Raw genomic sequence first — 14,442 nt, forward strand, 5'->3', positions numbered from 1 at the left:
ACTCTCCTTGTTCTGTCATTGACCTTATCCTCATACATTTTACCATATCTGATTCGAGGATCGAGGTGAAACCCCTTGAAGGTGATTGCTGAAAATGACCGGATCATCCTGGTAGGTAAAGCATGGGAAATCAGGGAGAAGCTGAAGCAATATAACCAAACCTACGCCACGGTGAAGGAATGGATCGAAGCCAATTGTTGAAACCAGCCATATCTTTTGTTTATTCGTCCCGACTTTCGTTAATATAATAAAGAGTGCTAATGTCGAAAGGACGGATACAATGGAAAAAAGACAAATAGGAAGTTCCGATTTATTTGTATCAAAGATGGGACTCGGTTGTATGTCACTTGGAACCGAAGAGAAAGCTGCCAAGGAAATTGTACAACACGCTCTAGAGAATGGGATCAATTATCTTGATACCGCTGATTTATATGACTTTGGTCAGAATGAAGAAATTGTGGGTAACGTCATCCGTGAGGTCCGAGATGACATTATTCTTGCCACAAAGGTAGGAAATCGCTGGGATGACGTGGAAGATGGCTGGCGCTGGGATCCTTCCAAATCCTATATCAAGTCTGCCGTCAAGGATAGCTTATCCCGCCTGAAAGTGGACTATATCGATCTTTATCAGCTTCATGGCGGGACGATTGAAGATCATTTTGAAGAAACGATCGAGGCATTTGAAGAATTAAAGAGTGAAGGTTTGATCCGCCATTATGGAATCTCCTCCATCCGTCCGAATGTCATTAAGCGATTCCTTAAGAGTTCTTCCATTGAGAGCGTGATGATGCAGTACAGCTTACTGGATCGTCGCCCGGAAGAATGGATGGACCTAATGGATGAGAATAAGGTGAGTATCGTGGCCCGTGGGCCTTTGGCAAAAGGACTTCTTTCTGAGAAAATGCTTTCCAAAGCTTCTTCGAAAATGAAAGAGAGTGGGTATCTGGAATATTCTTATCAAGAGCTTCAAGAAACGATCGAGTCCATTCATAGCAAAATGGGAGACAAGCGCAAAATGAATGAGCTTGCCCTCCAATATATTCTTTCCCGCCAATCGGTTGCAGCCGTGGTTCCGGGAGCCAGTTCTGTTCAGCAGCTTCAGGAGAATATTGATGCGGTCAATGCGAGCCCTTTATCTACTGAGGCGCTGGATATGCTTAAACACTTAACTAAATTATCACGGTATGAGCAACATAGGGATTGAGTGAACAAAAAAATAAGCGGGGCAGGGTTCTTAATTCCCTTCCCGCTTATTTTTTTCATACCAATTTATCGCCTTTTTCTCCAAGTCCTTCACAAATTGGTCTTTCCCTTGAATGTAGCCTTCCATATCATGTGGGAATTTCTTTGCAAGCCTTGATTTCAGTTCACCATATCGCTGGGCTTCCGCGCTATATTCCTTTAAATAATCACGAAATGCTAAGTGCCTGATCACATGATCGATTCCATAAGGGAAAACATGAAGATGTACGGCTCTCTCATTTCCTTCTCCCTTATAGAAGTAGCGACGGTTCGGGATACCATTCTCCCCTTTCCCCACAAAATCCAGTTTGCTGAATTCTTTTGTCCGGTCATCAATGCTCTCAAGGTCAGGGACTTCTATTAGAATATCGATAATCGGTTTAGCGGCCAACCCAGGCACCGACGTCGAGCCGATATGATGGATGGTTGCATCCTTGAGAATCTTTTCGAGTGATCGCTTTTCTGTTTCGAATTTTTCTTTCCATTCTGATTGATGTGGTACTACTTTTACATCCCTCATCACTCCTTGTAACTCTTCCAATCCATGCTGCTTTCATTCAGCAGTTCTTCAAAGCTTTTATTCTTTTCCCGCTGCTTTTTCTCTTCTATTTTTTTAAGACGCTCTTCTTCCTTTTTCACAGACTCCACTTTTTCAAGCTCTTTCTTTTTCTGCTTTAATTGTTCGAATAGATCCTGGTTGATTGAATGCTTTAACGTCATTTCTGCTTCCTGCTTCTTTTTCTTAGACATATGCCGATTCCCCCTATCTGTCATAGTTATAAATCTTTTTTTGGTTTTAGTCAAAAGTCAGGCTCAAAAAAGCCGGTCAAAAGGGGGTATACGCCCCTTCTAACCGGCTCTCTCCATCAATAGGCTTCCAATTTCACATCTTCTCCTACAATCAACGTCGCATCCGTGGATGATTGGATATCCTCCACAGAGAAACCGTTCGCTACTTCACGAAGCAGTAACCCATCATCTGTGACATCCATCACGGCGCGATCCGTGATGATACGGTGCACGACGCCTTTCCCTGTCAGAGGTAAGGTGCATTCTTTCAGGATTTTGCTCTCACCGGCTTTATTCACGTGCTCCATGATGACGATGATGCGCTGGGCTCCGTGGACGAGATCCATCGCTCCACCCATACCTTTGATCATCTTTCCAGGTATCATCCAGTTGGCAAGATCACCATTTTCGGCTACTTCCATTCCACCCAGGATGGCAATATTGATGTGTCCTCCGCGGATCATCCCGAATGATTCTGAACTATTAAAGTAAGAGGAGCCTGGAATCGCCGTAACTGTTTCTTTCCCAGCGTTGATGAGGTCCGCATCGACTTCATCTTCTGCCGGATATGGGCCGATTCCAAGTAATCCATTTTCAGATTGAAGGACAACCTGTTTGTTTTCTGTTATATAGTTGGCTACCAGTGTAGGCATCCCGATTCCTAAATTGACATAGAAACCATCTTCTATTTCCTTTTCCGCTCTTCTTGCTATTCTTTCACGCATTTTGGCACGATCCATCCCGTTCCACTCTCCCTTCTATGCTTGCTTCACTGTTCTTCTTTCAATGCGTTTTTCCTGATCTGCCTGAATCAGTCGCTGCACGTAGATGCTTGGGGTATGCACTTCATTCGGATTGATTTCCCCGATTTCAACAAGCTCTTCTACTTCTGCAATCGTCACTTTTCCAGCTGCCGCGATCATGGGGTTAAAGTTTTGAGCCGTTTTGTTGTAGATCAGATTCCCCATCTTATCGGCTTTCCACGCCCGTACAAGGGAAAAGTCTGCCGTATAGGCTTCTTCCAATAAATATTCTTTTCCACTAAATGTGCGGGTCTCTTTTCCTTCCGCTACCGGTGTCCCGACTCCTGCCGGCGTATAGAAGGCAGGAATCCCTGCGCCACCTGCGCGGATTTTCTCTGCAAGCGTACCTTGAGGAACCAATTCCACTTCCAGTTCACCAGATAAGACCTGTCTTTCAAATTCTTTGTTTTCCCCGACATAGGAGCCTATCATTTTATCAATCTGCTTATTTTTCAATAATAAACCTAAGCCCCAGTCGTCTACACCACAATTATTTGAAATGACGGTCAGGTTTTTCACACCTTTTTCTACAAGGGCAAGAATGAGTTTTTCAGGGATCCCGCACAGACCGAATCCTCCAACCATTAAAGTGGCTCCATCGTGGATGTCTGCCACCGCTTCGTCATATGAAGTGTATACTTCTTTCATTGTATTCCCTCCTTGAATCTGGATCTTTTCTATTGCTTATTTATGAAGTTCAACGACTGTTGCTACTCCCTGTCCACCACCGATACAAAGGGTAGCCAGTCCGTTTTGTACGCCTCTTTTCTTCATCTCATGAATCAGCGTCACTAGAATTCGCGTTCCACTGGCTCCAATCGGGTGACCTAATGCAATGGCTCCGCCGTTTACGTTTAGAGCATCCTTTTTGAATTGAAGTTCTTTATCCACCGCTAATGATTGAGCGGCAAACGCTTCATTTGCTTCAATTAATTCTATATCTTCAATCGTCAGCTTTGTTTTTTCCAATACTTTTTTAACGGCAGCAACAGGGCCGATCCCCATAACGCTTGGATCAACACCGGCATTGGCGTTCCCTTTAATGGTCACTAGAGGTGTGATGCCCAGTTCGTCTGCTTTCTTCTTCGACATGACGACAACAGCAGCGGCTCCATCATTGATGCCCGATGCATTTCCAGCTGTTACTGTGCCCTCTTTTTTGAAGGCTGCGCGAAGGCCGGAAAGTTTCTCGGCAGTCGACCCTTTACGAGGAAATTCATCCTGGTTGAATACAACAGGGTCTCCTTTTCGCTGAGGGATATGTACCGGGACGATTTCATCTTCAAATCGGCCGGATTCAATCGCAGCAGCTGCCTTTTGCTGGCTCCAGGCCGCAAATTCGTCCTGTTCTTCACGTGTAAGGGAATAGCGGTTACAAAGATTCTCTGCCGTTACGCCCATATGATAATCATTAAAGGCACACCATAAGCCGTCGGAAATCATGCTGTCGACTACTTTCTGGTCTCCCATTTTGTATCCTTCTCTTGCTCCTTTTAGTAAATATGGAGCCTGACTCATATTTTCCATTCCACCTGCAACGATGATATCCGCATCCCCGGCAAGGATGGCCTGCGTTGCCAGATGGACCGTTTTTAATCCTGATCCACACACTTTGTTAATGGTCATGGCAGGCACATGCTCAGGGAGTCCCGCTTTGATGGATGCTTGGCGGGCCGGATTTTGACCTAATCCTGCCTGCAATACATTCCCCATGATCACTTCATCTACATCACTTGCATTCAGACCAGCCTTCTCTATGGCATCTTTAATGACAATCGCTCCAAGTTCCGGAGCTGAAATGCCTTTTAAAGATCCGTTAAAGCTTCCGATGGCTGTGCGCACTGCGCTCACAACGACGACTTCATTCGACATCTTTCTTCCTCCCTTTCTCTTCTGACTGATTGGTTTGCCTATGACTAACCTTAAAAAACAGTTCCACTTTAACTCATTCTATGTAAGCGGTTAAATTCCTCTAAATTTGTCAAAAAACTTTTATATTGATTTATATGTCGAAATTTTCTTAAAATGAAAGAGGGAGGGAAATTATGAATTTACCTAATAAAGCAACGATTATTGAAGTAGGTCCGAGAGACGGATTACAAAACGAGAAGAACTTTGTTCCGACTGATGTAAAAAAAGAGTTTATCCTTCGACTGAAGCAATCAGGAATCAGGGAAATGGAGCTGACTTCGTTTGTATCTCCCAAATGGGTTCCCCAGATGAAGGATGCAAGTGATATTGTCGACTCCTGCATGACGATTGATTCGAGAGATATCGTTCTCGCACCCAATAAAAGGGGAATCGAGCGGGTATATGAAACGGGCTGTCGATCAGTGGCCGTATTTGTAGGGGTAAGCAATACGTTTAATCAGAAAAACATTAATAAAACGACAGATGAAGCTCTTGAAGGATTGTCCCCTCTAATTTCAGAGTTAAAAGAGCGGGGATACTTCGTGAGAGCTTGTATCTCCACCGCTTTCTACTGTCCATATGAAGGGAAGGTCTTACCAGAGGATACTCATTCTCTTTGTCAGGAATTTGTTTCATTGGGTGTGGATGAATTAAGCGTCGCTGATACGATAGGAAGGGCTAATCCATCTGAAGCATATCATCTCTTTGCGTTACTGAAACAGGAATTGCCCCACACATTACTGACAGCACATTTCCATGACACACGTAAGATGGCACTTGCTAATATCCTTGCGTCGCTTCAAGCGGGAGTTGACCGCTTTGACACCTCTGCAGGCGGACTTGGAGGCTGTCCTTTCGCCCCTGGTGCAACAGGGAATGTAGCAACTGAGGATGTTGTATATATGTTAGAAGAAATGGGAGTCTCCACAGAAATTGATTTAGGGAAACTGGCTCATGCCATCGAGCTGGTGAAGCCCCATGTCAGCCGCCCCATCGAAAGCGGTTACTACCGCCTATATGAAATGAATCAATCATGAATACCTTCCTTCTCCTTCGAGCATTCTAAACTAGATAAAACTTGAAGGAGATGAGTTCAATGAGTCAAAAACGTGATAAAGGATTCAGCCAAAAGGGCAAACCTAACTCAGATACGATTTCTAATCCGATGGCTAAGGAAGAACTTGAAAAAGCCATTCATCCTACCAAAGGGCAAAATGCTAAATCTTAAATAACCATTCAGGAAAGTGTCTCTTCTTAAGGGACACTTTTTCTTTGTATTCCCCTGTTCAAAAATTCCTCTTTTTTCCTCCTTTTTGCTACAATATGAGTAAGAATGATTTTGCTTGAGGTGATGAAGATGAGAAAAAAACTTGCCATCCTTGGCGGTACCCTTTCGTCCATAGGTCTGCTTGGGATTTATATTACGAATCGTTTTATGTACTTACCGAAAAAGGGGGATGACTTTATCCGGTCTCGTGAAACAGGATCGACCAGGCTGATACAAGAGGATTATGACTCACTTCCTAAAGAAGACGTGCTGATCCCTTCACAATACGGATATGACATTAAAGCGATTTTTGTGAAGCCTCACCCCCATAAAAAATTCATGATCTTTTCCCACGGGGTGACAGAAAACAAATGGAACTCGATCAAGTATATGAACCTTTTCATCAAACAGGGATTCAATGCCGTGATTTATGATCATCGCCGGCATGGGGAGTCCGGTGGGAAGACGACAAGTTACGGATATTTTGAAAAATATGATTTAAAGGCTGTTGTGGATGAGTTGATCCGTCGTGAAGGGGACGACGTGTTCTTTGGAATCCATGGTGAATCCATGGGGGCTGCGACTCTCCTTCTATACGCCGGCAGTGTGGAAGACCGGGCCGATTTTTATATTGCCGACTGCCCTTTTTCCGACTTTGGCGAACAGCTCGCCTATCGTATGAGTGTAGAAGTGAAAATGCCGGCAAAATTTCTCCTTCCCCTCGTGGGCGGCACACTAAAGCTGCGACAAGGATACACATTAAAGGATTTATCACCTATATCGGTTGTTCAAAACATCAGGAAACCCGTGTTATTTATCCACAGCACAAATGATGACTTTATCCTGCCTCAAATGACGAAGGATTTATTTGAAAAAAAACAGGGACCAAAAGAGCTGTTTCTCGATTTTCGGGGCACTCATGCTCAATCATATAATGATAACCCGGAAGAATATGAAGAAGTGATTCAACGGTTTCTCCAGCAATTTGTACTAAATGAAAGGGATGATGTCTCTTGATTCCAACTGATTTCAGGTCAAAAATGCAAACCATGTACGGCGAATCGGGTGAAGGATGGATTTCAAACGTGGAAGAGCTCATGGTGATTTTGGAAGAACGGCTGCGCTTAACCTATGGCGAGCCCTTTTCATTAAGCTACAATTTTGTGGTTCCTGTCCGAATTGATCATGATCGGGCTGCGGTTCTAAAGATTGGGTATCCGAACAACGACTTCTCAAATGAGTTTCACGCTCTTCAGGATTTCCAAGGGAAAGGCATGGTGGAAGTCCTCGATTTCAATAAGGAGGAGGGATGGATTCTTTTAGATCATCTGTTACCTGGTTCATCTCTTCACTCCATTGAGGATGAAGAAGAGGTCCTGCAGGTGTTTACCCATGTTGCTCACCGTTTATGGCATAAACCTGTCAGCCATCATCCCTACCCTTCCGTTCAATCCTGGTCAAACGGGGTCGGTCGCTTGCGTGAGCGGTTCAACGGAGGCACTGGTCCCCTGCCTGAAGAAATCGTCTCAAAAGCTGAGATGCTCTACCCGGAGTTACTTAGTTCTGCTCAGAATCTTTTTCTTCTACACGGTGATTTGCACCACGGCAATATTCTATTCTCTAAATCCTCCGGTTGGATGGCCATTGACCCCAAGGGGCTTATCGGTGAGAGAGAATATGACTGCATTCAATTTACATTAAATGAATGGAGTAAATGGGATGTTCCAATAGAACTGCTTCGATACAGAATCAAAACAATGGCCTCTCTACTCTCCCTCTCTTATGAACGGTTGATTCGTTACGGGTTCTGTCATTCGGTTTTATCTGCGTGCTGGTCTGTAGAGGACGGGATGGACGGGTGGAAGACAGGGGTTTCAGTGGCCCGGTTGTTTGAGGAATTGGTGAATGAACTAGATTAGTATCTATAGAACTATTTACCGCTGCAACATCCATCACTATACATAAATGGCTTTATATTTTAAAAAAGCCTCGGATCTCGGATGTACTCAGATCTAAGGCTTTTATTCTTATTCCCCCGGAAACATCAGAAAGTTCATTCTTCCATTTATGATCTGCCCGGGGCTTTTTAATTGAAACGTGTTACTTTGTGAAGAAAAATCAATTTTCAGGTCTTCATCAAGAAACACCACTTTGGATTTTTCTACCAGGATCGGATAGCTGTTGGTTTCAATCGTTATATCTTCCCCTTCATCAGGTTCATGTACAAACCATAAAGTAGGAATTCCACTTACGACACAGCCACACCCCTCTGTATCATACTTTAATTTCAGGTATCCAGCTTGATTATCTATTTTACCTTGAATCTTTTGAGTTGCTTCATTCGTTAATTCAATCTTCATTCTACGACCTCCCTTACTCCACCATATTATCACATTTCATTTGTTTCCTTTAGAATATTGCATTTTTACTCTTTTCACCTTACTATCGATAGTGGGGAATTCTTTTGTATTTTCTAGAAAGGGTGGTTTTTCATGGCAAAAGCTCAGATTAAAGTGAATGATAATGGTTCTTTTCGTGTAAGCGGGGACGTGGAACTGATTGATGCTGACGGAAATGTATTTCCAACGAAACAAGTGTTCACTCTTTGCCGTTGTGGTTTATCTACAAACATGCCGTTTTGTGACGCATCTCATAAAGGAAAATTCGAATCATGTGTGCGTGCAGAAAAAGTATTGGACGAAGAGTAAATGGAATGAAAGAGAGACTTCACCCTGGTGAAGTCTCTCTTTTCCATTGGGCTGTCAATCGAAAAAGCGAATGTCCACAATGCTTGCAAGTAGAATATAGTGTACGTCTTCGAACCTGTCTACGACGTGCAGCTTTCCTTCCAGTGAGTCGACATGGTGAACGGTTCCAATCGATAATTGATGACGGTGCTTTACATAGTGAGTAATCGACACCAATTTACCAAACTCCATCGCCTCTGCGACGACTTCATTCATCCTGTCCAGTTCCTGCTCTTCAAGTTCGATCCTCTTCTCGTGCGTATCTTCCTTTGCCCAATCCCTCAGTAATTTCACGTGCTCCGGCAGCATCATAGATGTCCATTTGATTCTTCCTCGATCGCGGATCAATCCTCTCACCTCCTATATTTATTACGATTTATGTCCACCCACCAGGCGGGCACGATGCCTTGTTGTTCCTGCCTCTGTATAGGATACGGCCCGGAGAAGGGCTGCCGATCCATATTTATTTCGGATGCGGTCCACTACATACCCTAGCTCCCGCTTCTCCCATCGATTAGGCTCGAACAAAGAAATCTGCAAGGCTCCATCATCTACAATATTTGAAAGAGCGATGTTGATTTTCCGTACAGTTTTCCCGTTGTAATTCTCTTCGAATAACTCCAGGCATACACGATATAAATCCATGGTGATATTGGTCGGCTCCTCGATGGTCCGCGACCGGTGAAACCCTCCACCAAATTCTTCGTGACTGTAACCGACGCCAAAGCTTATTGTTCTCCCCGCCTTGCGATGGGTGCGGGCACGCCTGGCGACTTCTTCACACATTTCTAAAATGACACGTTTGATTTCCTCTTTCTCCTTATAATCGCGCAGCAGGATCTGCCCCTTGCCAAAGCTGATTTGACCATCCATGATCGGAGCTCCTATTTCAGATAAATCAACTCCCCATGCGTGGTAATAGAGTTGATTTCCCATAACGCCGAACTTGGCCTCCAGCTTCTCCAGGTCATACAGCGCCAATTGCCCGACAGAGAAAATGCCCATGCGATTGAGCGTTTTTTCTAAGCGTCCGCCAATCCCCCACATTTCACGTAAAGGCGATAACGGCCACAGCTTTTCCGGAACGTCTTCATAGGTCCATTCGGCAATCCCCTCTTTTTTTGCTTCGAGATCCAAGCACAGCTTAGACAACAGCATATTGGGACCGATACCTATGGCGCACGGCAGCTGAAACTCCCTTTCCATATCATCCTTGATTTTGCGGGCAATGGTGGTGGCATCCCCCCAAAGATTCGTCGCTCCATCAATCTTAATAAAACTTTCGTCCACGCTATACGTATGAATGGCATCTTTCGGTACGTAGCGATGGAACAACCGGGTCAATTCAGTCGATATCCTGACATACGTAGCCATTTTTGGCTCTACAAGCCGGATGCGCGGGTCCTTTGGGATTTCAAACATCCGCGAGCCCGTTTTGATCCCAAAGTCCTTCTTCAGTCTGGGTGATGCCGCTAACACAATACTTCCTTGGCGGTCCCTATCCCCTACTACGGCCAAATGGCATTCAAGGGGATCGAGACCCAGCATGACAGCCGAACAGCTAGCATAAAAGCTCTTCATATCGATGCACAGAATCTTATGGTGTGGCAGCACACTGTAATCGACAGTCATATATTCGTCCTCCATTTTACCCAAAATAGAACAAACGTTCTTATATAGTATAGTTATGATTCTATACGAATATACGTTCCCTTTCAACAAAAATTAATGGAAATAGAGAGAATAACAAGAAAAGCGGAGGCGGCTTGGGTAGGCCCGACAAGCATAAGACGAATCCGCATAAAAGGTGCTCTTGCCTTTTTTGTGGATTTGACTTATGACCTCGAGGGCCTAGCCGCCGGAGCTGGACAACAAGAAAAGCGGAAGGGGCTCGCCCTGGGGCGACAAGCATAAGAAGAGTAACCCGAAAAGGCGTCCTTTCCTTTTTGGGTTACTCTTCTTATGCCCTCGAGTCCCAAGCCCCTGGAGCTGGACAATGAAAAGCGGAAGGGCCTTCGGCAGGCCGATCATCACTATAGTGGATTAAGAATGCTTATACTCATAACACAATAAAAAGAGCAAACATCACATTATGATATTGCCTCCCCCTATACATACATCAACCTCTCCCGGCTTGGAATCCTGGATATTTCGTCATGCCCCCATCAGCGATGAGGGTAGTCCCTGTGACATAACTTGCTTGCTCTGAAGCCAAAAAGGCTACACAGGAAGCAATTTGCTCCGGTTCCCCGATATAGCCTATTGGAATGAGCTTTTCCACACCTTTTTTCTTTTCGGGATCGGAAAATTTCTCGGCATTGATGGGAGTATCAATGGCTCCGGGAGCAATATTGTTTACCCGGATTCCATCGGGTGCGAATTCTAATGCAAGACTTTCCATTAATAATTTTACCCCACCCTTACTGGCCGCATAATGAGCAAAGTGAGGCCAGGGAATGATTTCATGTACAGACGAAACGTTGATAATCGAGCCTTTGATTTTATGATCAAGCATGTATTTCGCTGCTTCACGGCACCCGAGAAATGTACCGGTCAGATTGGTGTTGATGACTCTTTGCCAATCTTCAATGGGAAGGTTTTCAGAAGGGACTTCATTTTCAATCCCGGCGTTATTCACGTATATGTCGAGGCGGCCATACGTATCATGCGCCAATTGGACAAAGCTTCGAACGTCTTCTTCTTTTGAAACGTCGCCTTGAATAATGGAGGCAGTCCCCCCTGCTTCTTCCATCTCCTTTACTAATTCTTCCGGATTTTCTTCTTCTTTGAAATAGTTAATGACCACTTTACAGCCTTCCTCTGCAAATCGTTTCGCAATGGCCTTTCCGATACCCGTAGCACCACCTGTTATGATGACAACCTTACCTGTTAAATCCGAATACATGTCCATTCCTCCTTAATCTTTTGTAAAGCCCAGTAATACACCACCGATAATGATCATAATACATCCTGCAATGACAAGAAGAATCTGCTTCCTGGATTTCTTTTCACCTAAGAAAAACAAACCTCCAAGGGTAGAAATAACGATCCCTGTTTGAGATAGGGAAAAGCTCGTTGCCACCCCGATGCGTGGAAGAGCAAGCAGCAAGCCCAGATTCCCCGATGCCCACATCAGGCCGGTTAAGATATTTCTTACCGTATATTTGGTAAAGGGCTTATGCCTGAAAGTAATGACAGCCGCCCCGATAAACATACCAATCGCCTGTGGCAAAATCGCTTCCCATCCATCAATATCAAACCATCTTAAAATGACGACATAGGCTATGTATCCACAACTGGATAGCAATAAAGTGAGTAGACCCTTTTTCAGTTGGGACTCTTCGTCTCCCTCGGATTTTTGTGTGAATGATGTTAACACCACACCGATAATCAGAGCTAAAACGGCTCCGCTACCGAGGAGAATCGTTTCTGTCGTTTTCCATTCCTTAAACACTAAAACGCCAAAGAGAGTCGTTCCGATCAGCTGCATTCCAGTTGAGATCGGAACGGTTTTCGAAACACCGATGTATTTCACACTCGCTAACTGATTCACTTGTCCGACTGCCCAGAAGACGCCGGAAATAAAGCCGATTCCCCACACAAATAACGTCAACTCCGGGGATTTGATGAAGAAAACGCCTACCGCAAACAACAATGACCCAATGGTGATCCCCACCGTTTGACTGTAGGCGTTCCCTCCTAGTTTTACACTTACAAACACAAGACTTCCCCATGCTACTGCGGGGATCAGGGCTAAAAGAATCCCTATCATATAGCCACATCCTTTTTCCAACAATAATCATAGTTTTCCTCTGAAAAGAACATTCTAGCCATATATGCCAGGAAAACCACTGTTTTTCCCACTCTCTGGTGCATACCCTCATTTTGTCGATATAATCTCGGAGGGTGAGGTGGAAATATGGATAGGCAAAGGATCATGAAGATGATCGACAGGACGATTCAACAATATGAACATACGAAAGAAACCGTCCCCCTCAATCATAGGGATTACGAAGCCTTTACGGCAGAAATTGAGCTCCGATACCAAGTAGAACCCGATTCGGAGCTCCATGAAACATTGAAGACGTCATATATGAGTTTCTAGTCGGTTAAACCTCTCTATAAATTAGAAGGTTTTTTCTGTTTTTGTTGAAATATGGATAATCAGTATGCGAGGAGAGAAGTACATGGGCACATGGATACAATATGCCATTACAGCATCCTTAATCAAATAGAGAAATTAAAGGTAATTGAAAACAAATAAGAAAGCGTTGGTATATAATCAACGCTTTCTTATTTGTCATTTTGTAGAGGTATGTATCGGCACAATCACTCTTTCATTCTCGACATTCACAATGACATGTACATCTCTGTCGATGGAAAGATCCTTGAATCGTAATGAATATAAGCCGGTGGGATTTTTTTCAATGGACTGGATGACGACCTGTGAAAACCGGGGATCTTTTATGACTAATCTGACGGCACTTCCCTCGGTTTTACTTTGTTGATCCGTCAGAAATACCAATTGATTCGCGGAAGCTCTTCGGGGATAGGATTCCTGGAGCTCACCATCAAACGTCACATTCACTTTTTTGCCCATCTCTATATCATCTCTATGCAATTTTTTATCTTTATCTGTCTTTATGACGGTTTGGTCACTGAAAGAAAACCAAACATCATTAATAAGCACTTGATTGCCTTCAAGCTGGGTAACAAAGCCTATGAAATTTGCGGTGGCTTGTGATGAATTTACAGATGTTGAAGGTCCGCAACCGGTAAACAGAAAACAGAAACTAAGGATCAGAACAGTCAAACACTTCTTCATAGACTCCCCCCTTATTAGATTAGACGAATGAGAGCATGATTTGGTTTCACTATTTTTTGAAGAAAAGGTTATTCCCTACTTTTTCGACAAAAGATGGGAATAATTGATAGATGACACTCCCCATATTCATCCATCGCGGCAGATTGATTTCCCTCCTATTTGTAAAAAGGGCTTCCACGACTTTTTGAGCGACATATGCCGGATCAAGCATAAATTTTTCTACATTCTTCACATACGTCCCGGATTCATCGGCAATGGAGAAAAAGTCTGTGGCAATCGGCCCGGGATTCACCGCAGTAACCCTCACACCGTACCTTTTCGCTTCCATCCTTAAACTGTTCGTATACCCCAGTACAGCATGCTTAGAGGCAGAGTACGCACTCGACTTTGGTGAAGCGAACTTACCTGCCTGAGAGGCAATGTTGATGATATGACCAGATCCTTGTTGACGCATATAGGGAAGGACTTCTCCCGTACATGCCATAAGTCCAAGAACATTCACATCCATCATTCCCTTTACATCCTGGAATGACGTTTCGTGTGCTTCCTGAAATACTCCATAGCCTGCATTATTGATCAATGCATGAATCGCTCCAAAGTCCTTCAGGATGGCGTTGAAGGTGCCTGGGATTTCGTCATAATCCGTTACATTTAACGGATACACTTCCACCTTACAATTGTATTCGGTTATGAGCTTTTCTTTTAATGTTTCAAGCAGCTGGACGCGACGTGCAATCAAGGCGAGATTGCCGCCGTTTTCTGCTACTTTAATGGCCATCTGTTCACCGATTCCTCCAGAGGCACCGGTAATGACAATGGTTTTTCCTGTTATTCTACTGTTCATGTCTGGTCACATCT

Annotated in this window: 20 protein-coding genes; 8 read left to right on the forward strand and 12 right to left on the reverse strand. The window is 44.1% G+C overall.

Features of this window, described 5'->3' with window-relative positions:
• The first annotated feature begins 75 nt into the window (after nucleotides 1–75).
• The gene (mciZ, locus tag ACYH0O_RS15975; RefSeq protein ID WP_482629493.1) at nucleotides 76–201 is read left to right on the forward strand and encodes a Z-ring formation inhibitor MciZ; all 126 of its coding nucleotides are present in this window, start codon (nucleotides 76–78) and stop codon (nucleotides 199–201) included.
• A gap of 79 nt (nucleotides 202–280) precedes the next feature.
• Nucleotides 281–1,204: an aldo/keto reductase gene (locus ACYH0O_RS15980; protein ID WP_482629494.1), complete on the forward strand. Its 924-nt coding sequence runs from the start codon at nucleotides 281–283 to the stop codon at nucleotides 1,202–1,204.
• A 30-nt stretch (nucleotides 1,205–1,234) separates the two neighbouring features.
• Here ACYH0O_RS15980 and ACYH0O_RS15985 read toward each other — a convergent pair whose 3' ends face one another.
• From ACYH0O_RS15985 to ACYH0O_RS16005, 5 genes are all read right to left on the reverse strand, one after another.
• Nucleotides 1,235–1,783, reverse strand: a complete 549-nt coding sequence (locus ACYH0O_RS15985; RefSeq protein ID WP_482629495.1) for a GrpB family protein — start codon at nucleotides 1,781–1,783, stop codon at nucleotides 1,235–1,237.
• Entirely contained in the window at nucleotides 1,762–1,992 is a 231-nt protein-coding gene (locus ACYH0O_RS15990) for a YqkE family protein (protein WP_482629496.1), read from the reverse strand. Before ACYH0O_RS15990 ends, ACYH0O_RS15985 begins: the two co-directional genes overlap by 22 nt.
• Before the next feature lie 116 nt (nucleotides 1,993–2,108).
• Nucleotides 2,109–2,771, reverse strand: coding sequence for a CoA transferase subunit B (locus ACYH0O_RS15995; protein WP_482629497.1), 663 nt, complete (start codon nucleotides 2,769–2,771; stop codon nucleotides 2,109–2,111).
• Nucleotides 2,772–2,789: 18 nt separating this feature from the next.
• Nucleotides 2,790–3,482: a CoA transferase subunit A gene (locus ACYH0O_RS16000; protein ID WP_426890652.1), complete on the reverse strand. Its 693-nt coding sequence runs from the start codon at nucleotides 3,480–3,482 to the stop codon at nucleotides 2,790–2,792.
• 36 nt (nucleotides 3,483–3,518) lie between these two features.
• Nucleotides 3,519–4,706: an acetyl-CoA C-acetyltransferase gene (locus ACYH0O_RS16005; protein WP_482629498.1), complete on the reverse strand. Its 1,188-nt coding sequence runs from the start codon at nucleotides 4,704–4,706 to the stop codon at nucleotides 3,519–3,521.
• A 173-nt stretch (nucleotides 4,707–4,879) separates the two neighbouring features.
• Here ACYH0O_RS16005 and ACYH0O_RS16010 point away from each other — a divergent pair, with 173 nt between their 5' ends.
• From ACYH0O_RS16010 to ACYH0O_RS16025, 4 genes are all read left to right on the forward strand, one after another.
• Nucleotides 4,880–5,782 carry a hydroxymethylglutaryl-CoA lyase gene (locus tag ACYH0O_RS16010; protein ID WP_482629499.1) on the forward strand — a complete coding sequence of 301 codons (903 nt, stop codon included), beginning with the start codon at nucleotides 4,880–4,882 and terminating at the stop codon, nucleotides 5,780–5,782.
• Between the two features lie 59 nt (nucleotides 5,783–5,841).
• Nucleotides 5,842–5,973, forward strand: a complete 132-nt coding sequence (locus ACYH0O_RS16015) for a hypothetical protein (RefSeq protein WP_482629500.1) — start codon at nucleotides 5,842–5,844, stop codon at nucleotides 5,971–5,973.
• Nucleotides 5,974–6,102: 129 nt separating this feature from the next.
• A complete protein-coding gene (locus ACYH0O_RS16020) occupies nucleotides 6,103–7,029 on the forward strand; it encodes an alpha/beta hydrolase (protein WP_482629501.1) in 927 nt (308 codons plus the stop codon).
• Between the two features lie 80 nt (nucleotides 7,030–7,109).
• Nucleotides 7,110–7,931, forward strand: coding sequence for an aminoglycoside phosphotransferase family protein (locus ACYH0O_RS16025; protein ID WP_482632586.1), 822 nt, complete (start codon nucleotides 7,110–7,112; stop codon nucleotides 7,929–7,931).
• 108 nt (nucleotides 7,932–8,039) lie between these two features.
• Here ACYH0O_RS16025 and ACYH0O_RS16030 read toward each other — a convergent pair whose 3' ends face one another.
• Entirely contained in the window at nucleotides 8,040–8,372 is a 333-nt protein-coding gene (locus ACYH0O_RS16030) for an iron-sulfur cluster biosynthesis family protein (RefSeq protein ID WP_149157692.1), read from the reverse strand.
• A 132-nt stretch (nucleotides 8,373–8,504) separates the two neighbouring features.
• Between ACYH0O_RS16030 and ACYH0O_RS16035 the strand changes: the two genes are divergently transcribed.
• Nucleotides 8,505–8,720 carry a CDGSH iron-sulfur domain-containing protein gene (locus ACYH0O_RS16035; protein WP_113967576.1) on the forward strand — a complete coding sequence of 72 codons (216 nt, stop codon included), beginning with the start codon at nucleotides 8,505–8,507 and terminating at the stop codon, nucleotides 8,718–8,720.
• 54 nt (nucleotides 8,721–8,774) lie between these two features.
• Here the strand turns inward: ACYH0O_RS16035 and ACYH0O_RS16040 are convergent, their stop codons facing one another.
• The 4 genes from ACYH0O_RS16040 to ACYH0O_RS16055 all read right to left on the reverse strand — a co-directional run bounded on the left by ACYH0O_RS16040 (nucleotide 8,775) and on the right by ACYH0O_RS16055 (nucleotide 12,528).
• Nucleotides 8,775–9,107, reverse strand: coding sequence for a YolD-like family protein (locus ACYH0O_RS16040; RefSeq protein ID WP_482629502.1), 333 nt, complete (start codon nucleotides 9,105–9,107; stop codon nucleotides 8,775–8,777).
• A gap of 21 nt (nucleotides 9,108–9,128) precedes the next feature.
• A complete protein-coding gene (locus ACYH0O_RS16045) occupies nucleotides 9,129–10,391 on the reverse strand; it encodes a Y-family DNA polymerase (RefSeq protein ID WP_482632587.1) in 1,263 nt (420 codons plus the stop codon).
• Between the two features lie 487 nt (nucleotides 10,392–10,878).
• Nucleotides 10,879–11,664 carry a glucose-1-dehydrogenase gene (locus tag ACYH0O_RS16050; RefSeq protein WP_482629503.1) on the reverse strand — a complete coding sequence of 262 codons (786 nt, stop codon included), beginning with the start codon at nucleotides 11,662–11,664 and terminating at the stop codon, nucleotides 10,879–10,881.
• Between the two features lie 12 nt (nucleotides 11,665–11,676).
• Nucleotides 11,677–12,528 (reverse strand): GRP family sugar transporter, encoded by an 852-nt coding sequence (locus ACYH0O_RS16055; protein WP_482632588.1) that lies wholly within the window; start codon nucleotides 12,526–12,528, stop codon nucleotides 11,677–11,679.
• 150 nt (nucleotides 12,529–12,678) lie between these two features.
• Here ACYH0O_RS16055 and ACYH0O_RS16060 point away from each other — a divergent pair, with 150 nt between their 5' ends.
• Nucleotides 12,679–12,864, forward strand: coding sequence for a YqzH family protein (locus ACYH0O_RS16060; RefSeq protein ID WP_482629504.1), 186 nt, complete (start codon nucleotides 12,679–12,681; stop codon nucleotides 12,862–12,864).
• Between the two features lie 195 nt (nucleotides 12,865–13,059).
• On the opposite strand, the gene ACYH0O_RS16065 is transcribed toward ACYH0O_RS16060, so the two are convergent.
• Both ACYH0O_RS16065 and ACYH0O_RS16070 read right to left on the reverse strand, forming a co-directional pair.
• Nucleotides 13,060–13,584, reverse strand: a complete 525-nt coding sequence (locus ACYH0O_RS16065) for a DUF3221 domain-containing protein (protein WP_482629505.1) — start codon at nucleotides 13,582–13,584, stop codon at nucleotides 13,060–13,062.
• 49 nt (nucleotides 13,585–13,633) lie between these two features.
• On the reverse strand, nucleotides 13,634–14,428 hold the full coding sequence (locus ACYH0O_RS16070) for an SDR family NAD(P)-dependent oxidoreductase (RefSeq protein WP_482629506.1): 795 nt from the start codon (nucleotides 14,426–14,428) through the stop codon (nucleotides 13,634–13,636).
• Nucleotides 14,429–14,442 lie beyond the last annotated feature (14 nt).

The organism is Rossellomorea sp. H136, from assembly GCF_056838065.1.